Below are 20,637 nucleotides of genomic sequence, written 5' to 3'. Positions count from 1 at the left end.
GCCCTAGACGAAGGCGCGTTGTGGGTGGCTAGTTATCCTGGACGGCTACGATGTGCACGCCCTTCGGCCTGCGTTCGAAGAACGTGCCCTTGATCGCCAGGTTGTTGGCCTCGCTTCTCGTCGGGACCACAGCCGAGCAGTCCGGCGACCTGGCTCCGGGCGTGCTCCAGCGCAGCCTACGCCGGCGTGCTCGCCCAATGACCGCTGGACAGATTGCCGAAGGCCTGATCGAGAAACGGCCGCATGGCCGCCGCCCGGTCGGATCGATCGGCGTGCTCGCGTTGTGGTCGAGATAGATCGATGTCATGCGCTGTTCTCCAATGAAGTGGGGGCGCCCGAATCCTTGACCGTCTCACGCATGGCGATGGCGACGACCGCACCGGAGAAAAACGTCAATGCGGCAATGGATGTGATCGCCCATGACAGCCCGAAGCTGTCGGCGATCAGGCCGGCGGAGAGCGCGCCGATCGCGTAGCCGAGGTCTCGCCAGAACCGGTAGACGCTGAGCGAGCGGGCGCGCCAGGTCGGATGCGAGGCGTCGGAGACGGCGGCGATCAGGCTGGGATAGACCATGGCCGTGCCGAGCCCGAGCAGCAAGCTGCCGACGATCCACCACTCGAATCGGGCCGTCGCCGCGGTGAGGAACAGACCGGCGGCCTGCATCCACATGCCCGCCACGATCAGACCCTTGCGTCCCCATCTGTCGCTCAATGGACCTGTGGCGATCTGCAGGATGCCCCATGTCGCCGGATAGATCGCCTTGAGGATGCCGATGCGCTCGACTCCGAGGCCGAAGGAAGCGAAGAACAGCGGGAAGATGCCCCAGCTCATGCCGTCGTTGAGATTGTTCACGAGACCGGCCTGCGAAGCGGCGAACAGATTGCGGTTTCGGAACGAGGTCAGCGCGAAGACCTCGCGGAAGCTGAGCGGCGCGGATTGCTGCGGATGGCCGGAGACCTCCAGCCGGACGTGGTCGCGCGTGTCGCGGACGAGCAGGATCGACAGCAGGGCGCCGAGGACCGCGTAGCCGATGCCGAGATAGATCGGTACTGGCCGCAGTCCGTATTGCGAGGCGAGATAGCCGGTGAGGAACGCGGTGACGCCGACGGCGAGGTAGCCTGCGAACTCGTTGAGGCCGACGGCCAGGCCGCGCGACTTCGGTCCGACGAGATCGATCTTCATGATCACGGTCATCGACCAGGCGAGCCCCTGGTTGATGCCGAGAAGGGCGTTGGCCGCGATCACCCATTCCCAACGCGGCGCCCAGATGATCATGAACGGCACGGGCAATCCGACCAGCCATCCCAACACGAGGACGCGCTTGCGTCCCCAGGTGTCGGCGAGTTGGCCCGAGATCAGATTGGCGAAGGCCTTGATCACGCCGAAGCTGACGATGAAGGAGACGATGAGGGTGGTCGACGCGAGATGGAATTCCTCCGATCCAATCAGTGGCACCACCGTGCGTTCGATCCCGACCATGCCGCCGACGAAGGAGTTGATCAGGACGAGCAGCGCGAACTGCCGCCAGTTCTCCTTCAGGCCGAGCCTGACCGACGAGCCTGTCGTTTTTGCCGACGCCGCTTCGCCCATCGATCAGGCCGCCGCGGCGGCGAGGCCGGAGTTGGCGGCGCGCAGTGCCGCGGCCTCCGGTGGTGCCGGTGGGATCTCGGCGAGCATGAAGCGGACGAACGCGGCCTCGTCCTCGATCCGCAAGGCCTCGTTGTGGCGCTTCTCGAACCCGATGGTGGACCACGGCTTGCCGCTCAGACGCCGGCCGCAGACCGAGCCAGCATAGGCGCCGGGCAGCACGTCGAGATAGTCGGGGAGTCCTTTGAGGCGGCTGGCGCTGCGGAACAGGTCCTTCGCCCCCTGTTCGGCGCTGACGGCAAGCTCGGTTCGACCGAGATCGCCGACCATCAGCGTGTGGCCGGTCATGACGAACCACGGCTCCTCCGCCCGCGTGCGGTCGCTGACGAGCAGGCAGATGTGCTCCGGCGTGTGGCCGGGCGTATGCAGCACCTTTGCCACGACGTTGCCAAGCGGCAGCACCTCTTCGTCGCGCGCTCCCCTGAATGGAAAGGAAACGTCGGCGTGCGCCGCAAGGACATACTCGGCGCCGGACGCCTCGGCGAGCTGCCGCCCCGCCGAGAGATGGTCGGCATGGACGTGGGTATCGATGACGAAATGGATGCGCATGCCGGCGGCTTCGGCCGCGCGCAGATACGGCTCGATGTCGCCGACCGGATCGACGACGGCCCCAGCCGCCTTGCCGCCGCAGCCGAAGAGGTAGGAGATGCCGACGGGGTTCTTGTGAAGGAACTGGCGGAGGATCACGGGCTTGCACTCCTTATCGGGAAGAGCTAAGAACATTCAATCATTCTGCGGAATGTTTCATTGACGAGGACCCATGTCAAGCACCGGACCAAAACAAGCGATCTACAACAGTCTCGCCGAAGTGGCGCAGGCGCTGGGGCATGCGCACCGGCTCGAGCTGCTGGAGCACCTGGCCCAGGGCGAACGCAGCGTCGAGGAACTCTCCGCCCGCGCCAGCCTGACCTTTGCCAATACCTCGCGTCATTTGCAGATCCTGCGTCGTGCGCGGCTGGTCGACACCGAACGTCGTGGCAAACACGTGCTCTATCGACTTGCTGGTGAGGCTGAGGTGGTGGCGCTGATGCAGGCGCTCGGCCGTGTCGGCGAACGCAACGTCGCCGAGGTAAACCGCGTCATGACCGACTACTTCAGCGCCCGCGACGCGCTGGAGGCTGTCTCGCGGGACGATCTGCTCTCAAGGCTGCAGGACGGCCTTGTCACGCTTCTCGACGTGCGACCGGAGGACGAATTTGCGCTCGGGCATCTTCCGGGCGCGTTCAATATCCCACTCGCCGAACTGGAGCGCCGCCTAAGCGAGCTCCCTGCCGACGGAGAGATCATCGCCTACTGCCGCGGCCCTTACTGTGTCCTCTCCTTCGAGGCAGTCGCCGCCTTGCGGGAGCGGGGCTATCGCGTTCATCGCCTTGAGGACGGCTATCCGGAGTGGAAGGCCGCCGGCCTGCCGATCGAAGCGGCGAGCCGATGAAGGACGGGCGGTGCGCCGTGCCGAGAATCGTCGCGGCGGCGAAGGAGATGAGGAAGAATCTCCGGACGCGGCGATGTCCAGATCACCTAGAGATATTTCGTGATCGTCTTGAACTCATCGATCGACTGTCGCTTGTCGCGTGGCAAGGGCCCGACAGTCTCTTCGAGGCAGTGGTCGAGATGATCCTGGATCAGGGTCCTTTTTGCGTTGACGATCGCCTTCTCCACGGCCGAAAGCTGCTGGGCGATGTCGAGGCATGGCTTCTCGCCTTCGATCATGGCGATGACGCTGCGCAGGTGGCCCTCGGCACGTTTCAGGCGCTTGACAATCTCTGGATGAGTGGCATGCGTGTGCGGTTCGGTCATCGTGTCCATTTCCAGTCCAGAATCCATCGCCTCGCGGGCCGACGGACGTTACGCCGCCAGGCCCGCTGTGGGAAGGTCAGTGATGATGTCCTTCCGGCTCTTCCATGCGGAAGGTGAGGTCGTCCACCTCGATGCCCGCCATCAGCTTCAACACGGCGTCGAACTCGTGCGGCTCCGCTGGAGCGACTGTGCTGAGCAGTGCGTGAGGATCGACCGGCGAGGGGAGGAGGGGCAGCCGTTCCACGCCGCTTTTGCGGGTGATTTCAACGACCGCCTGCAGTCCACGCGCGTGTTTCGAGATCGAAAGCCGCATGCGCTCGCCCTCGGGAGTATCGATAATCTCGATCAGTCCGGTCGCCAAAGGAGAACTCACCGTGAACGGAGCGGGCGCATGATGATGTCCGTGTCCACGATCGTCGACTGCCGCAAGAGCGCTGCCGGAATCGAGTTGGATGGTCGCTGTTGCCAGCGCTGGCAGATGGGCGTTCAGCTCGTTCCGGAGAGCGACGACCAATGCGTTCGCTTCGGCGACCGTCTGGGACGGATCGACGGCGATCGTGACGTCGGCATGTAGCTTGTGGCCCAGCCATCGCGCCTTCACATTGACGACGCTTTCGATGCCCTTCACGTGCTCGGCCGCGTGACGGACCTCCTCTGCCGTTCCCGGTTCGATGCCGTCGAGGCTACGGGTGATGACGGCCCGCGCCGATTGCCAGACGATGCCGAAGATCGCGATGGTGATCAGCAGGCCGACGATCGGATCGGCGAGCGGGAAACCCATCCAGACGCCAAACGCGCCGAGGACGACGGCAAGGCTGGTGAGGCCGTCGGTTCGGGCATGGTAGCCGTCGGCGACGAGGGCTGCACTGTTCATCTCGCGGCCGACCTTGATGCGGAAGATGGCGACCGCCTCGTTGCCGATGAAGCCGATGACGCCCGCGACGGCGACTGCCAGAAGCTGCGTGATCGGCTGCGGGTTCATCAGGCGATCTATAGCCTCGTAGCCCGCAACGATCGCGCTGAAGAGAATGATGAGGACGATGACCAGGCCTGCGTAGTCCTCCACCCGGCCGAGACCGTAGTTGAAGGTGGGGGTTGGCTTCCGTCTGACTAGAGTGAAGGCGATCCAGAGCGGGATGGCTGTCGCGGCGTCCCCGATGTTGTGGATCGTGTCCGCCAGCAGGGCCACGCTTCCCGAATAGAAGGCGACGACGAGCTGCAGCACCGCCGTGAGCGCCAGAATGACGAACGACCACTTGATCGCCCAGATGCCACGCTCAGAAGACGCGATACTCGGATCGATCACGCCGTGCGTGTGACCGTGTCCCCCTTCGTCGCCATGCGAGTGGCCGTGCGGCCCATGGCCATGGCTGTGGCCGTGGTCGGAGTGGCCGAAGCCGAACCATTGCTTGATGCTGGGGAACATTTCAGACCTCTATCGGGATGTTGTCAGCACCTATCCTCCTGGAGAGGATACGTCAAGTTGGTTGAAGACTGACGGGGAACTTTGATCAGCACTCCGTCTGGTATTCCTTGCGGTGGTTGCCCCAGAACGGTTCCTGCAGACCCGCTAGGTCGTCGTTGCTAAAGTGCTCGTCGGGATAGATGTGCGGACCGCTTTTGATCCGTCGGCCACGTTTTTACAGCGACGCTGTTCGTGGCTCGGATGCACACGACAAATGAAGCGATTGGCGACAAACCTCCCGTCGAGGTACGGTGGTCATAGGATGCGCTAAGTCCTATTCGCCCCGGTTCGAGAAAGACAGGATTTGCCGTATCAAGGGGGATCTTGACGTGCAGACAAATATAGGTCCACCCGCCTCTCCAGTGCTCGATCCTCATGCGCTCTCGGTGGCCGCCGTTGCAGGTGTTCTCGACGTCGATCCCGCTGTCGGGCTCAGTCAGAATGAGAGCGAACAGCGATTGAGCCGTTTTGGACCTAACCTTCTTCCGGTGCGAAGTCGAGTTTCTGAGATCAGTCTGATATGTCGGCAGTTTGCCAGTTCCGTGGTCGGGCTTCTGACTGCTGCGATGGCACTTTCGCTTTTTTTTGGCGAGCACAAGCAGGCCGCGGCGATCGCCGCAGTGCTGGTGATCAATGCAGCAATTGGATATTACACCGAGCGGCGAGCGGTGCGCTCTATGGAGGCGTTACGGAAGCTTGGCGGTCGCAGCGCACGTGTGCGCCGGAATGGCCGTGTGCAGCAGGTTCCAGGGGATCAGCTTGTACCTGGCGATGTGGTCCTCCTTGATGCGGGCGATGTGGTTTCCGCCGATATGCGTTGCATTACTTGCGCAGGCATATGTGCCGATGAATCAACCCTTACCGGGGAATCCCTCCCTGTTGAGAAAGGCACCGACCCCAACCCGGAATCCACCGGACTGCACGACCGAAGCGCCATGCTGTTCAAGGGTACACATGTCGTGCGTGGCAGCGCCGAGGCTATCGTTACTGGCACTGGTCTCTCAACTGAACTTGGTCGGATCACTAAGCTTGTCGAGGAGACCGAACACGGAGAATCGCCGCTGGAGAGGCAACTCGCATTGCTGTCGCGTCAGCTTGTCTGGGCGACTCTGGCGCTTGCTACTGTCCTTACGGGGATAGGAGTCTATTCTGGAAGCCCAACCGTTACGATGGTGGAAACAGCAATAGCGCTCGCGGTGGCTGCCATCCCCGAAGGTCTTCCTGTCGTTGCCACACTCACACTCGCCCGAGGCATGCTTCGGATGGCCAGGCAGCATGCGCTCGTCGAAAACCTCGCCGCGGTCGAAACGCTGGGATCCACCACGCTCATCATCACTGACAAGACCGGCACGCTGACCGAGAACCGAATGGAAGTTGAGCGAATCCAGACAGTGTCCGGCGAGTTTTCGATTGATCATCGAAGCGCCGCGATCTTCAAGGACGGGATCGCCGTCGATCCGGTCTCTGATCCGGAGCTGATGCGGGCATTGTTGATTGGCGTTCTTTGCTCGAATGCAGACTACGACCGCGAGGCTGGATCAGGTACCGGCGATCCAATGGAGGTGGCGCTTTTGCGCGCCGGCAGCTTCGCCGGCCTCGAACGCCGGCGGCAGATCGACGTTTATCCGGAAGTGGGCGAGCACCCCTTCAACGCGGCAAGCAAGCGTATGGCGACTGTGCATAGCCACGGCGATGGCCAATTTGCCGCCGTGAAAGGCGCGCCGGAGGAAGTTCTGAAGGCGGCCGACCGCATCGGCACGCAAGAAGAGCCTTTGGATGAGGCCATGCGATCGGCTTGGTTAGCCAATGCCGAGCGGCTTGCTGCGGAAGGGCTGCGGGTCCTCGCCGTTGCGGTTCATCCAAAAGCGGCCAAGGATCAGCCGATCATTGACGGCCTGATCTTCTTCGGTCTTGTCGCCTTTCGTGATCCGCCGAGGCACGATATCGCGGCGACTATAGCCTCGCTGCGTGGGGCAGGCATTCGGGTGATTATGGCAACCGGCGACCATCCCAGCACCGCCCTCAGCATCTCCCGCGCGGTCGGCATGACGGAACCCGGCGCGCCGGTTCTGACCGGCGCTTGGTTGTCCTCCATCGCCGGTTCAGATGAAGAACGACGCCGAGTGATTGCTCGTCACCACGTCTTCGCGCGCGTCAGTCCCGTACAGAAGCTGGAGCTGATCGACGTATTCCAGCGCGAAGGCGACGTGGTAGCGATGACAGGCGATGGCATTAACGATGCGCCGGCACTGGTCAAGGCCGACATCGGCATTGCCATGGGCCAACGCGGCACCGACGTGGCGCGCGAAGCTGCCGATATTGTGCTTCTGGACGATGCCTTCCGGACGATCGTGCATGCGGTTGGCGAAGGGCGGGTCATCTTCGACAACATTCGGCGCTTTGCGGCTTATCTGCTTTCCTGCAATCTCGCCGAGGTGCTCGTCGTCAGCCTTGCGATCCTTGCCGGACTGCCTTTGCCTCTGCTTCCTTTGCAAATCCTTTTCCTCAATCTGGTGACCGATGTCTTTCCTGCCTTCGCCCTCGCTACCGGCGAGGGCGAAGGCGACGTGCTCTCCCGTCCACCACGGCCGCCGAAGGAAGCTATTGTTTCAACCGCACAATGGCTCGCGATCGGGTTCTTCGGGGCGCTGATTTCCGCCGCCACGCTTATTTCACTGACGGTCTCCGTGGTTTGGCTTGGGTTTTCTACCCAGGAAGCGACAACCGTTTCCTTCATCACCATTGCCCTTGCTCAACTCTGGCATGTCTTTAACATGCGCAGCCATGGAAGCCGGTTCTGGCGCAACAGCGTAACCGAGAACCGGTTCGTATGGATGGCCGTTGCACTCTGCCTTGTATTGCTCCTTGCCGGCGTGAACATACCTCTTTTGGTTGGGCCGCTCGGAATTGTCTCTGTCGGTGCGGCCGGCTGGGTCCTTGCCATCACCTGCAGCTTGCTGCCATTCTTCATAATACAGACCTGGCTTGGCCTGAGCCGTCGAGCGTGACACTAACGGGTGAGCGCTATCCCTTTGCTGCGAGGGCGCTTCGTGGCTTGCCGGATGTACGGCAAATAAGCGCAATTCTGGAGGACTAAGATACTCGCAGCGGCGTCCGCTCGCGGACGACGCCGCCGACCATAGGCCGGGGAATCCTAGTGCTGAACTCCCGCTGACTAATCTTCGGACTCCGGTGCATTTGGCTCCTCCTCATCGGGATAACCTGCCTCCAGAAACTCTTCGGCATCGAGATAGGCGTAGGCTTCGAGCCTGAGATCGACCTCCAGGATGTGCACTGCACACCCCCCGGAAGATTCCCTTATCGGTTCGGCATATGAATAGTTTGCCCAGGGGAAGAGCTTGATCATGACCTCATGGAGACTGCGGGCGCGCAGGTGATAGTCGATCTGCTCATCCGGTTCTTCCTCCGGGCCTTCGCCGAAAAAGATGCGCAGATTGCTGAAGATCGCAGTTGCATCGCTCCACTCGTCCCATACAAAAAAAGTTATCTCGTCCCGAACTTCTTCCATCAATTGCCGATCAAGCGCAAAGGCTAAGCGCATCAAGGACTCGGGATCGGAAGGCACGGCTTCCTCGAAACAAAGCCTGGCAGATGCATTCAGCGTGTTATCTGCCGGAACGGTGATCGACCATTTGCCGTCGGCTTGCGCGTATCGCTCCGTCTCAATAAGTTGCCACCGCATCAGCCCGGATTCAGGGTCGGCTAGGATCACGCAGACCGTCAATGCGTGCCTCCTCCAGTAGTCCAAGTGGCCCTTCTCTCCGTGATGGCGGTAGCCGCCGTTGTCCGTTCGGGACGGCATCAGCCTGATCTGCAGCGGCAGAAATCTGCCCGTGGGCCAACCGCCGTCGAGGATTTCGGCTCGTGCATCGATGCCGATGCTCGTATCCTGCAAACGGCGGAAGGACCATTTGAAGTCCCGGACGAATACTTTCTCGATCGCCTCGATTGCGACGCGCGTTGCCAGATCCGTCTGGTCGTGCGCTCTTTTCCCATGGCGCAGCCGTCGTGGTGGTATTGGCGGCAGGATCCAATGTCGAACGGCCGAAAAGAACCTCAAGGCTGCTTGGAGCCAGGTTCCAATCGCGATGAGCCCTGCGCCGAGAAGTCGAAGCATTGCAAGATTGCCGTTACGAAACGCGGCCTCCCTTGTTCACCTGCTCAAGCAGCGCGAGCAGACCTTTGAGGATGTCCGTCGGAGAAGGCGGGCAGCCCGGAATATGGAGGTCCACCGGTACAACCGTCGAAACTCCGCCGAGGACAGCATAGCTGCCGGCAAAGCAGCCGCCGTCGCGGGCGCAGCCGCCGAGCGCGACCACCCATTTGGGATCGGGCGTGGCATTATAGGTCCGCAGCAGTGCCTCGCCCATGTTCCCGGTCACCGGTCCCGTCACCATCAGAACGTCGGCATGCCGCGGGGAGGCAACGAAACGGATACCGAAACGCTCGACATCATAGAAGGCGTTGCTGAGCGCGTGCATTTCGAGTTCGCAGCCGTTGCAGGATCCGGCATCGACGGCGCGGATCGACAGGCTGTGACCGAGCCGCCTGCGGGCAGCCTTGTCGATCGAGGTCGCGAGCTCCTCCATCGCGGCGTCGGAGACGCCTGGAGGCGGTTCGGTTAGCGGCGGTCGGATCAGACTTCCAAAAAGGAGCTTGCGCATGGTGGCCTGCCTTCAAAGATCATGGCCGGAATAGGAGCAGTTGAATGATTTGTTGCAGAGGGGGAAATCGGCGACGATATTCCCCTCGATGGCAGCCTCCAGGAGCGGCCACTGGAACCACGAGGGATCGCGCAGATGGCAGCGTTCTATCCTGTTTCCGGAAAGCCGAAGCCAGATCAGCACGTCGCCCCGAAAGCCTTCAACGACCGCCATGCCTTCCCGCGCCTCTGCATTTTCCGGGACCTCGATCCGCACTGGCCCTGTCGGGATCCGGTCCAATATCTGCTCGACCAGGGACAGACTGTTCTCCACCTCCCGGATGCGGATCCAGATGCGCGCATTCACGTCGCCTTCGCTGAAGACCGGCACGTCGAAGGCAAGCTCGTCATAGGGCGAATAGCGCAAATTTCGCCGCGCGTCGAAATCGCGGCCGGACGCGCGCCCGACATAACCGCCTGCACCATATTGGCGGGCAAGCTCCGCAACGACGCGCCCAGTCCCGACCGTCCGGTCCTGCAGCGACGCGGTATTGTCGTAGAGTTCCACCAAAGCGGGAAACCTGCGGCGGATTTCCGACACCAAGCCGCGCAGGGCGGAAATGCCGGTGTCTTCGAGATCGACGGCAACGCCGCCGGGGATGATGCGATCACGCATCAGTCGGTGTCCGAAGGCGACGTCTGCGGCCCGCAGCACCCGCTCACGCAACACACCGCAATGGGCCAACATCAGCGAGAAGGCCGCGTCGTTGCAAATCGCGCCGATATCGCCGAGATGGTTGGCGAGCCGTTCGAGTTCGGCCATGAGCGCCCGCAGCCAGACCGCACGCGAGGGGATTTCCATCCCAAGTGCCGCTTCCACGGCTCGTGAGAACGCGTAGGCATAGGCGACTGTGCTGTCTCCGGATGTCCGGCCGGCAAGCTGAGCCGCCTTGCCGAGTTCGGCACCCAAGATCAGCGTCTCGATCCCCTTGTGCACATAGCCCAGGCGCTCTTCGAGGCGCACGACGGTCTCCCCATTGGCCGTGAACCGGAAATGTCCCGGTTCGATGATGCCGGCGTGGACGGGGCCAACCGGAATCTGATGCAGGCTTTCTCCCTTCGCCTGCAGAAACGCGTAGGGCACGGCCTCCGAACTTCGAGACACCGCCTGCCCAAGCGGGAAGCGAATATCCCAGCGCCCGTGGTCGAGCCAGGGCCGGGTATCCGGTAGGTCCTGCGGTTCGAGGCCGGTGAGATCGCGGATCGTCCGCTCCAATCGGAGCGCCGGGGGATGATATCCTGCAATGGAGGGATAAGTGCCCTCCAGCTCATTGAGGCTCACGACGCCGACCGAGGCATCGGACGCATCGAGCAACGCCATATGGACGGCGTCCCTCTCTCCCCAGAGGCCAAGCAGGATCAGATGCCCGTCCCGAAGCGCCCCGGCCACGGAAATCCAGGCAGGCACGTCAACAACAACGCGCGGCCAGGGTTGGTGTGCCGGGGCGGAATGGCTTGCCTTCATGACATTGCTTAGCATCGGCATACCCAATCTCCCCAATCATCGCAGAAGGTTGGCGATATGCTGGAACCAGGCGACCAGCGGTGGCGGCAGGTAGATGCCGGCGCCGAGCACCAGCGCTAGATGCGCATACATCGGAATGTAGGATGCCTCGCCCGGAGCGAAACTGCCCCGCGGCTGGCCGAAGGCCACGCCGGTCAGCCGCAGAAGCAGGGCCCCGAATGCCACCAGGAGCCCGAAAACGAGCGGGATTGCGAGCAGCGGATGCGTGGCGAAGGTGGAGCTGACGATCAGGAACTCGCTCATGAAGATCCCCATTGGCGGCAGACCGGTAATGGCGACGACGCCGGCGAGCAATCCCCAGCCCAGACCCGGATGCGTCTCCGTCAGGCCCCGGATGGCGGAAAGTCTTTGGGTTCCCTTGATCTGAGCAACATGGCCGACGGCGAAGAAGATTGCCGATTTGGTGAGCGAGTGCATGACCATGTGCAACAACCCGGCAAAATTGGCGAGCGGCCCGCCGAGGCCGAACGCGAAGACGACGATGCCCATGTGCTCGATCGAGGAATAGGCAAACAGGCGTTTGATGTCGCGGCGGCGGTAGAGCATGAAAGCCGCAAAGATCAGCGACGTGAGCCCCATTGTCATCATCAGCGGTCCGGCGGCGATCGCTTCGGGACTGACGGAAAGCAGAATCTTGAAGCGAAGGACGGCATAGAGCGCGACGTTCAGCAGAAGGCCGGAAAGCACTGCCGAGATTGGCGTCGGCCCCTCGGCATGCGCATCCGGCAGCCAGGCATGCAGCGGTGCAAGGCCAACCTTGGTGCCATAGCCGAGCAACAGGAAAACGAAGGCGACGTTGAGGAGCGCCGGATCGAAGGCGGCGGCATGCTCGACCAGGATGGTCCAGACCATGGCGTCATAACCTTCGCCGACCACCGGTTGTGCGGCGAGATAGACAAGAATGGTGCCGAAGAGTGCAAAGGCGATACCGACACTTCCGAGGATGAAATATTTCCAGGCAGCTTCAAGCGCCTCGTGTGTGCGATAGATGCCGACCATCAGCACCGTCGTCAGCGTTGCAAGCTCGACCGCCACCCACATCAGCCCGATATTGTTCGAGACGAAGGCGAGGTTCATGCCGAACATCATGATCTGATACATGGCATGATAGAAACGCAGGTTCGCCGGCGTCAGCCGCCCCGTACCCAGTTCGTGCGCTATATAGCTCGCGCTGAATATGCTGGTGGTGAACCCGACGAAGGCATTGAGGACGATGAAGACGATGTTGAGATCGTCGACGAGTAGATATTGTCCCGGCTCGGGCCGTTCGGTGACGAACAGGGAAAGGGCGGCGAGCAGCGTCAGCAGGGTTGCAAGCACATTGAGCCGCGCCGTGATCCTGTATCCGGGCAAAATAGCCAGAAGTGCCGCCGCCACGACCGGGATCAGCAGGACCGCCGCCACTGCATCGAAGGCGAGCAATGGGGATGGCGCGCTCACTTCCGCCTCCTCCCCCTGAAATCGTCGAGCGCCTTGACATCGACGGTATCGAACCGTTCCCGGATGCGAAACAGGAAGACGCCGATGACGATGAAGGCGATCAGGATCGAGAAGGCCACGCTGATCTCGACGACGAGCGGCATGCCCTTGGCGCCAGTCGCGGCAAGCACCAGCCCATTCTCGAGTGACATGAAGCCGACGACCTGGCTGACCGCATTGCGGCGCGTGACCATGATCAGCAATCCGAGCAACAGAACAGAGAGGGCGAAGGCGAGATCTTCGCGGGCAAGCGGATCGGCCTGCGGCGTGACGCGCAGCATGACCACGATCGAAAGCGCAACGAGCCCGATGCCCGCCAGCATGGTGGAGCCGATCCCGACGACCGTCTCGATCTCGCGATGGATGCCGAGTTGGCGGATCATGTGATGGAGCACCACCGGAATGACGATGGCCTTGAAGATGAGGGCGATGGCCGCGGTCACGTAGAGATGCGGCGCATCTTGCACGAAAGCCTGCCAGGCGACCGACAGCGTCAGCACCAGCGAGTGCAGCGCGAACATGTTGAGCAGGGCGTAGAGGCGATCCTGGTAGAGCATCATCATGCTCACCAGCACCAGCCCGCCGGCGAGCATGTGAGCGATGTCGAAGACCGGACCATTCATCACAGGCTCCTCGAAACGAACCGCAGGAGGGTGGCAAGCAGGGCAAGCATGAGCGCAGCGCCCAGGAATTCCGGCACGCGGAAAACCCGCATCTTGGCAACCGAGGTTTCGAACAGGGCAAGAAGCGCGCCCGCGATCGCGAGCTTGGCGAGATAGGCGAGAAACCCCGTCAGATAGGCGGCCGGTCCCGCTTCGGCGGCCGCAAGTTTCCACGGCACGAATATGCAGGCAATCAGTGAAATGTAGAGGAGCAGCTTGAGCGATGCTGCCAATTCGATCATCGCGAGGTGCCGCCCGGAATACTCGAGCACCATCGCCTCATGCACCATGGTCAGTTCGAGATGGGTCGCCGGATTGTCGACCGGAATACGGGCGTTTTCGGCAAGCGCCACCATGACGAGGGCAACGAGCGCAATCGCCAGCGAAACCCGCAAACCCACGGCGGGTGAGCTCATGAATGCGGCGATCGTCGAGAGCTGCGTCGAGCCGGCAACGAGCGCCAGGGCGAAGATGATGAGCAGCATCGAAGGTTCGGCAAGCGTCGCGATCATCGCCTCGCGGCTTGAACCAATGCCCCCGAAGCTGGTGCCGACATCCATGCCGGCGAGCGCCAGGAAGAACCGCGCGCTGCCCAGAAGGGCGATGATCGCGATCAGGTCGGCCGTCCAACTGAAGATCAGGCCGGTCGCGAATGTCGGGATAACGGCGGCCGCCACCCATGTCGAGGCGAAGATCAGGTAAGGTGCCACCCTGAACAGCCAGGAGGCGTTCTCCGCCACCACGGCCTCCTTGCGAAACAGCCGCAGGAGATCGCGATAAGGCTGGATCAGCGAAGGGCCCTGCCGGCGCAGCAGCCGCGCCTTGACCTTGCGGATGAGACCGGTCAGCAGCGGCGCCAGCAGCACGACAAGTGCCATTTGGCAAGCCTGAACGAGAAGAGCGGAGATCATGACCATAGCGCCAGCACCAGAAGCAGGAGAACAAGCGCAAGGAAGACCAAGCTCAGATAGCGCCGGATCGAGAGGAATTGCAGGCGGTTGAGCTTCTCGGCGGCGAACCCCACGGCGCCCGCGATCGGCAAATACAGCCCTTCCCAGACCAGGTCGTGTTGCTCGACGGAGAAGGCGGCCGGCCTGAGATCGCCGGGGGCCGGCATGTCGACCCGCTCGCGGGCACGCATGGCGAGTGTGCCGAAGACGCGCCTGACGGGCTGGGCAAAACTGCCCGCCGTATATTGTGTCCAAGGGCTGCTTTCGGGAAAACCGCAGTCCCAGGCGGCAGAACGACGAAGCGTCCGCGAGGCGTAGCGATGGACAATATAGATCGTCGCAGAGGCCGAGCCGGTGATGAAGAGGAAGATCAGCAGGCCGTTATAGGAACTGCGGCTTTCAGCGATCGGTACGATCGACAGCCACGGGATGTCCATCTGCACCGGCATCCGATCGCCGATCAAGGAAAGCACTACGGGCGACGCACCGTCGATGACGATTCCCGGCAGGATGCCGGCAAGCAGGCACAGGCTCGCGAGCACGCACATCGCGCTAAGCGAGAAACGATCCACTTCCGGGACCACGCTCGCCGCAGGGGTCCGGGGGCGGCCGAGAAACGTGATGCCGAAGGCCTTGATGAAGCAGGCGGCCGCCAGCGCAGCCGACAGGGCCAGCAGGCCGCCGACGGCCGGCACGGCGATCTTCAGCGCCCATTGCGGCAGATCGGGGCTTTGCAATATCGCCTGGAAGGCCAGCCATTCGGAGGCGAATCCATTGAACGGCGGCAAGGCGGAAATCGCAACGCAGCCGACAAGGAAGGCGAAGCTGGTGACGGGCATGCGATGGATGAGGCCGCCGAGCTTCTCCATGTCCCGCTCGCCGGTTGCCGTCAGAACGGCACCCGCGCCGAAGAACAGGAGGCTCTTGAAGAGCGAATGGTTGAAGACGTGGAACAAGGCCGCAGTCAGAGCCAGCGCCGCTGCCAGGCCCATGCCGTTTGCCTTGAACGCCAGTGCCAGCCCGAGGCTGACAAATATTACGCCGATATTCTCGATCGTGCTGTAGGCGAGCAGGCGTTTGAGGTCGCGTTCCATCAAGGCATGTAGGATGCCGAGCGCCGCGGTCACTCCGCCCAGCAGCAGGACGATGAGCCCCGACCACCACATCGGCGCCCCGAGGAGATCAAAGGTTACTCGGATGAAGCCGTATATCGCGATTTTCGTCATGACGCCGCTCATCAGCGCCGAGACGTGGCTCGGTGCGGCGGGATGGGCCAAAGGCAGCCAGACATGCAAGGGCACGAGCCCCGCCTTGGAACCGGCGCCAAGCAGCAGGAGGATCAGGACCAGGCCTGCCGTGAGCGGTGCATGTTCATCCGCGCGCATGGCGGCAAAACCGTAGGCGCCGTCGCGTCCGGCAAGCAGGCCGAAGGCAAGCAGCAGAGCCAGCGTCCCGAAGCTTGCCATGACAATATAGAGATAACCCGCCCTGCGATTGTCGGCATTGCGGTGATGCGCCATCACCAGTGCCCACGAGGCGAGCGACATGAATTCCCACGAGATCAGGAAAGTGAACGCATCGTCGGCCAGCAGTACCAGATTCATGCCGGCGATGAAGGCTGGAAAAAACGGCAGCACTCGGTGCGGCGCGTGTTCGTGCCGGCCGTAACCGAGACCGTAGAGGCTGGAAAGCAGACAGCCGAGATTGGCCACGAGGAGAAAGAAGGACGAGAGCGCGTCGAGCCGGAAATGAGCGCCGAGCCACGGCAGGCCGATGGGAAGGACGAGGGTCGGCGCGTTAACGAAAGGTGTCGCGAGATGCGTCAGGCTGGTCACGAAAGCAATGGCCGAGAGAAGGAGGCTCAGACCGTAGATTGCCGGGGTCGCCCGGTGCGACCGGCTCATCAAAACCGCGAGCCCCCCCGTCACCAGAAACATGGCAATGCATGACAGGATGACAACGAGCGATGTCATGAACGCGACCTCGCCTTACTGGGGGAGGGTGATGTTCCTGTCCTGTGTTCGAGCGGCCTCGTTTTCAGCCGGACCCCTCGTCCGCCGTCATTGCTGGCAGCCCCCTCGTTGATGAGTTCGATCCCGGCACTCTCCAGAGCGGCTAGCAACCGCATCAGCGACTCCACGTTGCCGCGAACGACGTCGACGCTTGCTTCCATACGCTGGACCGTGGGAACCGAAATTCCCGCCCGCTCGGCCAGTTGGCGCTGATCGATGCCGAGGAGGGCCCTTGCAGCCCGCATCTGAGCTGCAGTGATCACGATTGAACGATCGCCTATCTTGCATGAGCCCTGATATTTGCAGCATACAATATATTTAGTGATGTCTCAAATTAGAATTTTGATGTATTCGATGCAGAGCCTTAAATGCAGAGATTTCGTGTTGGAGAGTCGGGAAATCTCCGTCTTTCGACGTTCGTGTCGTGGAGATCCTCAGCGAGCACCTGTGCCAGGGATGGCTTGAAGGCTATCTCCTGACTGGACGTGGTCGATCGCTCCGCCGCCATGGGAACCCCGTCCAGAGCGGAAAAGCCCATGCTGGTCTTCGACAATGCTGCTAACCGCCGTATGATGGAAGCCGCGGGCCGAGAGCGGGCACCAATTTCAGGATTTTGGCTGCAGGCAGAGCCGGTGTGCTTTGGCAGTGTGTGGCAACGCGCAGCGGTGGTCCCTCCGACGCCACGCTCGACGTTCTCGCCGATCAACTGGCGAGAGAAACGGCGGAGACCGGATGGCTGAAGCTCGATGTGGCACTAGCCACGGACAGACTCGTGGATCAGGTTCTCAGTGTACTGGAGATCAACAAGGCTGTTGCGCCGCTAGGCAATGGAGACGGCTAGCCAGTCGGCGTCTACCATGTCCCACCACAGCGAGGCGCAGTTCGACCTTAGCATTTCGCCGCAACCGAATGTTCCGAAATAGATTGATGAGAATCAAAGACCGCTGCTCGAGGACTTTGTAAGCGGGTCACCGATCTGGGAGGTTTCCAATGTTTACAAACATTCTCATTCCAACAGATGGGTCGAAGCTTGCCGAGACAGCCGCCGAGAACGCTGTCGCCTTTGCTCGAGACGCCAAGGCGTCGGTCGTGTTCGTCTGCGTAATCGAACCGTTTCATATCTTTACGACGGATAGTGAGAAGCTTACGATTGCCAAGGATGATTACGATCGGTTCGCAGACGCACAGGCCACAAAATTCCTGAGTGACGTTGAAGCGCGAGCGCGTCTTCAGGGTGTCGTCAGCCACACAGTGAAAGTTCAGAGCGATCAGGTACACACCGCGATAGTCGCCGCTGCTATACAGAATGGATGCGACTTGATCGCAACGGGATCGCATGGTCGCGGGAGCGTCGCTAGCCTCCTGATAGGCAGCGTCACAGCCAAGGTGCTGAGCCATTCGCGGATTCCGGTTCTCGTCTATCGCTAGCCTCAGCAGGGCGACCCGGCTCGGCGTGCGAAATACTAGCCTCTCGATGAATGCCTGGACACGATCCTTCCTGTCAGCACGACCATGGATAAAGAAGTGGAGATCGAATTATGACAACATGGACCGAATACCCGCCTTTCGGGCTGTTCTATCTGCCGGCGGTTGCGAGCGCCGAGCAGGTATTTGGCGCTGGAGTTCGTTTTCAGACTCACGCTTTCAGGGCTGTCATGCGCTATCAGATCGAGAGTTTGGAGTTCCTTACGCACCGTTGCGAACAGGATATGAAACTGATGGACGATCTTACCAAAAGCCTCGAATACCAAGACGCGTTCGACGTTGTCAGCAACTTCGTCCAGAACGCCAGCGCCGAATACGCAAATGAAGCAGCTAGAATGGCCATGATCGGCTCGAGGCTGGCTTCTCAAACAGCCACACGCGTGAGCGAGGAAGCCAAAACGACGTTCGAGGATATGGCGGCGAGATCGCTCGCCTGAGCGCGTCAGATCACAGTGCAATCGGTTTTTTGACCGAGTCAAAGTGCGGATGGTGAATGCCGCAGTCCTGAACCCGCCGCTTTGCTCCCGGTTCAGTGCGCGATCTCATCGACGCAGCACAAGTTAAGTTGATGCCCACTCTTTCCTGTAGATTTGTTAATTTCTTCGAATGGAGATTTCCATATCAACCATTTGACTGGTTTGCGCCACCCACCGGTCGGTGCCGGCCCAATCGGGCCGGCTGGAGAGAGCTTGATCGATTATCGTATCACTGGCTCACCGTGATAACGTCGCTTTGACGGCTTGGATACGCCAAATCCGACTTCCATCATGAGACGCGGAGTGTTCTTCGCCAAGGTTCCCATATGGAAACCAAAGGGGTCCTCGACAAAACCGGACCCGGCCTTTCCCGTCAACGTGACGGCATTACTGTCACCATAAAAGCCCAGAACTTCCTCGGCTGGGTGGCCCACGAGCAGCGTCAATTGGTGCTTTACTCGCCGACGATTGTGGCTGCCTCGGACGTAGACGTGCGGGCCTGCATCGGCATCGACATCGGACAGATAGAAGAAGAACTTCAGCATCCGCCAGTCATCGAGATCGAAATGGAACTTGAACGAGGCCCGACTTAGATCGGCTTCAGAAGCCGTTTTCGTCGGAAAGCTCCACCATGTGCGAGTGGTAATCAATTTCGCCTCACCGCCAAGATAATGCCTTGCAACATCAAGAAGTAGCGGGTCTTTCTGAACGGCAAGGGCTGCCTCGCATTGTAGGACCCGTTCGAAATGATGACCGCTTAAGATGGTGCGCCCGAAGCGACGTTCGGCTTCAGCATGCTCTCCGGCGACAAACTCCAGTTTGCGGTCAAAATTACCAAAGCACGGCGTCTCATGCGCGAAGCGGGCGATTTCCTCATGGATCGATGCAGGTAGTGTCAGGCCGGTGAAGATCCCCATTCTTTTCAGTTCTGACGCGACTTCCCCCGCCTTGATCTCCCCAAACATCGATGGTGCTGTTGTCGCTGAGGGCGGAACAGGTTTGGCGGTGAGCCAATGTGCCCGACGGAAAGGTATCGTGCGGGCCAACAGGAACATCGGCAGCCAGGCAGGATTTTCCCGCAGGTCCGTTAAGTAGGTGGGTACGCGCGCTGCCATACGACGAAGGGGCCCACCAGTGCGGGCAATTGCTTCGAGGTCTTTCGGCTTGGATTTAGGCGTATCAAGCATCTGATCTCCTTATGCGAATAGCGTGTCCCACGGCGCCTTTCATTCCACAGCCCGCCCAGAAGCTACGCGGTTTTGGCCCATGATGCAATGCAACATAGAAATTGCACCGTCCTTGTGGAGATACCAACTAATTGAACTGATTAACGAATCTCTGTTGCTTGATCCCAAGCAATCGATGCCGGCGCTGGGCGTAGATAAACGAAGCTTTTCTTCACCATGCGTTAGTTTTCCGATGATGAAATGAGTTAGCAAAAGGGGTTACATTGCCGAGTGTCTTCGGCGCGTCAAAGGTGCGTTCATTCTCTTCGTCAACGACGTGCCCCAAGTGCGCGAGGTCGTTGCCGGCTTCAAGCTCGATGGAGCCGAGCTAACGTACACCGCCAGGCAGCAGCAACGCCACAATCACGGAGCTAATTATCAGCCCGCCCTCGGGACGGTTTAAATCAAAGCGAGGCTCTGGAAGGGAAGCCCTCGGCGAGGTCTGCTGCAACGTGCACTAAAGCTTCCGTTCTTGTCCTGGCTCTCCAGCGGGTCAGAACAATCACACTGCGCCGATTTGCCGGGATCGCTAGTTGGACCAAAGCCCCCAGCGCAAGAAATCGAGGGGGAGGTTCCGCAGCTAGGCGTACGCGCAGGGGATCGCTGTCATGAACCTGGCCCCTCAACCCGTCCTGCCCTGAACGACAGGACGCCAGGAAGACCTCAGGCGTGTGGAGGGTAACCTGAAGTCGTCCCAAGAGTGCCAAAGACGGGGATCATTGGCACTCCGTCATCATACGCTCATGGCAGCGGGCTGGGGAGAGAATTCGTCACGGCAGGTCGAGGCCGGAAGCGCCAAAATAGGACTGCACCTTCTCTTCTCCTCAAGCCTGACGGGTCACCGTAGTTCTCGATATCTTCGACCCACCAATGGGCAATATGGGCATAGGGACGAAGATGTGGGCAGCACATGAGAAGGGTCGCCAGTCCATAGCGAAAGCTGTCGAAGATGCGATGCTCGGATCCACGACACCGTGCATATGCCGGCGACGCCATGCGAATGTGCGTGCGAGCCGTGGCTGTGGCCATAGGCGTGATCGGCGTGACCGAAACCAAACCATTCCTTGATGCTGGCGAACATGGGAGACCTCCGTAAGGATCCGTCTGCGCCCTGGAGAGGATACGTCAAGTTGGCCCCGTTGCATGAGCGACAATGGCACCCGGTTTTCGCCGAGCCGGCGATGACGGAG

At 61.0% G+C, this 20,637-nt stretch carries 19 protein-coding genes and 1 pseudogene; 6 read left to right on the top strand and 14 right to left on the bottom strand.

The features are described 5' to 3' along the window. Positions 1-28 precede the first annotated feature (28 nt). Genes ACSQ9D_RS09760 through ACSQ9D_RS09750 form a run of 3 tightly spaced genes read right to left on the bottom strand, consistent with a single transcriptional unit; the run spans position 29 to position 2,370 of the window. Positions 29-307, bottom strand: coding sequence for a hypothetical protein (locus ACSQ9D_RS09760; RefSeq protein WP_436282065.1), 279 nt, complete (start codon positions 305-307; stop codon positions 29-31). Then, entirely contained in the window at positions 304-1,590 is a 1,287-nt protein-coding gene (locus ACSQ9D_RS09755) for an MFS transporter (protein ID WP_436282064.1), read from the bottom strand. Before ACSQ9D_RS09755 ends, ACSQ9D_RS09760 begins: the two co-directional genes overlap by 4 nt. 3 nt (positions 1,591-1,593) lie before the next feature. After that, the gene (locus ACSQ9D_RS09750; protein WP_436282063.1) at positions 1,594-2,370 is read right to left on the bottom strand and encodes an MBL fold metallo-hydrolase; all 777 of its coding nucleotides are present in this window, start codon (positions 2,368-2,370) and stop codon (positions 1,594-1,596) included. Between the two features lie 37 nt (positions 2,371-2,407). Between ACSQ9D_RS09750 and ACSQ9D_RS09745 the strand changes: the two genes are divergently transcribed. Beyond that, entirely contained in the window at positions 2,408-3,079 is a 672-nt protein-coding gene (locus ACSQ9D_RS09745; RefSeq protein WP_436282062.1) for an ArsR/SmtB family transcription factor, read from the top strand. Between the two features lie 86 nt (positions 3,080-3,165). Here ACSQ9D_RS09745 and ACSQ9D_RS09740 read toward each other — a convergent pair whose 3' ends face one another. Further along, a complete protein-coding gene (locus ACSQ9D_RS09740; RefSeq protein WP_436282061.1) occupies positions 3,166-3,444 on the bottom strand; it encodes a metal-sensing transcriptional repressor in 279 nt (92 codons plus the stop codon). A gap of 76 nt (positions 3,445-3,520) precedes the next feature. Beyond that, positions 3,521-4,870: a cation diffusion facilitator family transporter gene (locus tag ACSQ9D_RS09735; protein WP_436282060.1), complete on the bottom strand. Its 1,350-nt coding sequence runs from the start codon at positions 4,868-4,870 to the stop codon at positions 3,521-3,523. Between the two features lie 368 nt (positions 4,871-5,238). Between ACSQ9D_RS09735 and ACSQ9D_RS09730 the strand changes: the two genes are divergently transcribed. Next, the gene (locus ACSQ9D_RS09730; RefSeq protein ID WP_436282059.1) at positions 5,239-7,917 is read left to right on the top strand and encodes a cation-translocating P-type ATPase; all 2,679 of its coding nucleotides are present in this window, start codon (positions 5,239-5,241) and stop codon (positions 7,915-7,917) included. Positions 7,918-8,084: 167 nt separating this feature from the next. Here ACSQ9D_RS09730 and ACSQ9D_RS09725 read toward each other — a convergent pair whose 3' ends face one another. From ACSQ9D_RS09725 to ACSQ9D_RS09690, 8 genes are read right to left on the bottom strand one after another with little or no spacing between them, the layout of a single operon-like run. Further along, positions 8,085-9,047, bottom strand: a complete 963-nt coding sequence (locus ACSQ9D_RS09725; protein WP_436282058.1) for a DUF4365 domain-containing protein — start codon at positions 9,045-9,047, stop codon at positions 8,085-8,087. Between the two features lie 13 nt (positions 9,048-9,060). Beyond that, entirely contained in the window at positions 9,061-9,594 is a 534-nt protein-coding gene (locus ACSQ9D_RS09720) for an NADH-quinone oxidoreductase subunit B family protein (RefSeq protein ID WP_436282057.1), read from the bottom strand. Between the two features lie 12 nt (positions 9,595-9,606). Then, positions 9,607-11,118 (bottom strand): hydrogenase expression protein HypE, encoded by a 1,512-nt coding sequence (locus tag ACSQ9D_RS09715; protein ID WP_436282056.1) that lies wholly within the window; start codon positions 11,116-11,118, stop codon positions 9,607-9,609. Positions 11,119-11,133: 15 nt separating this feature from the next. After that, complete coding sequence (locus ACSQ9D_RS09710) at positions 11,134-12,597, bottom strand: hydrogenase 4 subunit F (protein WP_436282055.1); 1,464 nt, start codon at positions 12,595-12,597, stop codon at positions 11,134-11,136. Beyond that, positions 12,594-13,259, bottom strand: coding sequence for a hydrogenase-4 component E (locus tag ACSQ9D_RS09705; protein WP_436282054.1), 666 nt, complete (start codon positions 13,257-13,259; stop codon positions 12,594-12,596). Before ACSQ9D_RS09705 ends, ACSQ9D_RS09710 begins: the two co-directional genes overlap by 4 nt. Continuing rightward, positions 13,259-14,215: a respiratory chain complex I subunit 1 family protein gene (locus ACSQ9D_RS09700; protein ID WP_436282053.1), complete on the bottom strand. Its 957-nt coding sequence runs from the start codon at positions 14,213-14,215 to the stop codon at positions 13,259-13,261. The genes ACSQ9D_RS09705 and ACSQ9D_RS09700 overlap by 1 nt, the downstream gene beginning before the upstream one ends. Further along, positions 14,206-16,221 (bottom strand): hydrogenase 4 subunit B, encoded by a 2,016-nt coding sequence (gene hyfB / locus ACSQ9D_RS09695; RefSeq protein WP_436282052.1) that lies wholly within the window; start codon positions 16,219-16,221, stop codon positions 14,206-14,208. The genes ACSQ9D_RS09700 and hyfB overlap by 10 nt, the downstream gene beginning before the upstream one ends. Continuing rightward, entirely contained in the window at positions 16,218-16,523 is a 306-nt protein-coding gene (locus tag ACSQ9D_RS09690) for a helix-turn-helix domain-containing protein (protein WP_436282051.1), read from the bottom strand. The genes hyfB and ACSQ9D_RS09690 overlap by 4 nt, the downstream gene beginning before the upstream one ends. 143 nt (positions 16,524-16,666) lie before the next feature. On the opposite strand from ACSQ9D_RS09690, the pseudogene ACSQ9D_RS09685 reads away from it, so the two are divergent. From ACSQ9D_RS09685 to ACSQ9D_RS09670, 4 genes and pseudogenes are all read left to right on the top strand, one after another. After that, a pseudogene (locus tag ACSQ9D_RS09685) lies at positions 16,667-16,747 on the top strand (hypothetical protein); the annotation flags it as partial. A 162-nt stretch (positions 16,748-16,909) separates the two neighbouring features. Beyond that, the gene (locus ACSQ9D_RS09680) at positions 16,910-17,101 is read left to right on the top strand and encodes a hypothetical protein (protein WP_436282050.1); all 192 of its coding nucleotides are present in this window, start codon (positions 16,910-16,912) and stop codon (positions 17,099-17,101) included. A gap of 149 nt (positions 17,102-17,250) precedes the next feature. After that, positions 17,251-17,688: a universal stress protein gene (locus tag ACSQ9D_RS09675; RefSeq protein ID WP_436282049.1), complete on the top strand. Its 438-nt coding sequence runs from the start codon at positions 17,251-17,253 to the stop codon at positions 17,686-17,688. Positions 17,689-17,798: 110 nt separating this feature from the next. Further along, positions 17,799-18,182 (top strand): phasin family protein, encoded by a 384-nt coding sequence (locus tag ACSQ9D_RS09670; RefSeq protein ID WP_436282048.1) that lies wholly within the window; start codon positions 17,799-17,801, stop codon positions 18,180-18,182. Between the two features lie 260 nt (positions 18,183-18,442). On the opposite strand, the gene ACSQ9D_RS09665 is transcribed toward ACSQ9D_RS09670, so the two are convergent. After that, positions 18,443-19,408, bottom strand: a complete 966-nt coding sequence (locus ACSQ9D_RS09665; RefSeq protein ID WP_436281172.1) for a hypothetical protein — start codon at positions 19,406-19,408, stop codon at positions 18,443-18,445. Between the last annotated feature and the right edge of the window lie 1,229 nt (positions 19,409-20,637).

Source organism: Rhizobium sp. LjRoot258, from assembly GCF_964254185.1.
Lineage (GTDB): Bacteria > Pseudomonadota > Alphaproteobacteria > Rhizobiales > Rhizobiaceae > Rhizobium.
The sequence above is the reverse complement of the archived record's forward strand: the minus strand, read 5'-3'. Positions and strand labels throughout refer to the sequence as shown.

Coding starts and splice junctions, on each gene's coding strand:
- ACSQ9D_RS09720 (WP_436282057.1), bottom strand. CDS start 9,594: ATGCGCAAGCTCCTTTTTGGAAGTCTGATCCGACCGCCGCTAACCGAA.
- ACSQ9D_RS09760 (WP_436282065.1), bottom strand. CDS start 307: ATGACATCGATCTATCTCGACCACAACGCGAGCACGCCGATCGATCCG.
- ACSQ9D_RS09675 (WP_436282049.1), top strand. CDS start 17,251: ATGTTTACAAACATTCTCATTCCAACAGATGGGTCGAAGCTTGCCGAG.
- ACSQ9D_RS09670 (WP_436282048.1), top strand. CDS start 17,799: ATGACAACATGGACCGAATACCCGCCTTTCGGGCTGTTCTATCTGCCG.
- ACSQ9D_RS09665 (WP_436281172.1), bottom strand. CDS start 19,408: ATGCTTGATACGCCTAAATCCAAGCCGAAAGACCTCGAAGCAATTGCC.
- ACSQ9D_RS09750 (WP_436282063.1), bottom strand. CDS start 2,370: ATGTTCTTAGCTCTTCCCGATAAGGAGTGCAAGCCCGTGATCCTCCGC.
- ACSQ9D_RS09705 (WP_436282054.1), bottom strand. CDS start 13,259: ATGAATGGTCCGGTCTTCGACATCGCTCACATGCTCGCCGGCGGGCTG.
- ACSQ9D_RS09700 (WP_436282053.1), bottom strand. CDS start 14,215: ATGGTCATGATCTCCGCTCTTCTCGTTCAGGCTTGCCAAATGGCACTT.
- ACSQ9D_RS09745 (WP_436282062.1), top strand. CDS start 2,408: ATGTCAAGCACCGGACCAAAACAAGCGATCTACAACAGTCTCGCCGAA.
- ACSQ9D_RS09755 (WP_436282064.1), bottom strand. CDS start 1,590: ATGGGCGAAGCGGCGTCGGCAAAAACGACAGGCTCGTCGGTCAGGCTC.
- hyfB (WP_436282052.1), bottom strand. CDS start 16,221: ATGACATCGCTCGTTGTCATCCTGTCATGCATTGCCATGTTTCTGGTG.
- ACSQ9D_RS09735 (WP_436282060.1), bottom strand. CDS start 4,870: ATGTTCCCCAGCATCAAGCAATGGTTCGGCTTCGGCCACTCCGACCAC.
- ACSQ9D_RS09725 (WP_436282058.1), bottom strand. CDS start 9,047: ATGCTTCGACTTCTCGGCGCAGGGCTCATCGCGATTGGAACCTGGCTC.
- ACSQ9D_RS09715 (WP_436282056.1), bottom strand. CDS start 11,118: ATGCCGATGCTAAGCAATGTCATGAAGGCAAGCCATTCCGCCCCGGCA.
- ACSQ9D_RS09740 (WP_436282061.1), bottom strand. CDS start 3,444: ATGACCGAACCGCACACGCATGCCACTCATCCAGAGATTGTCAAGCGC.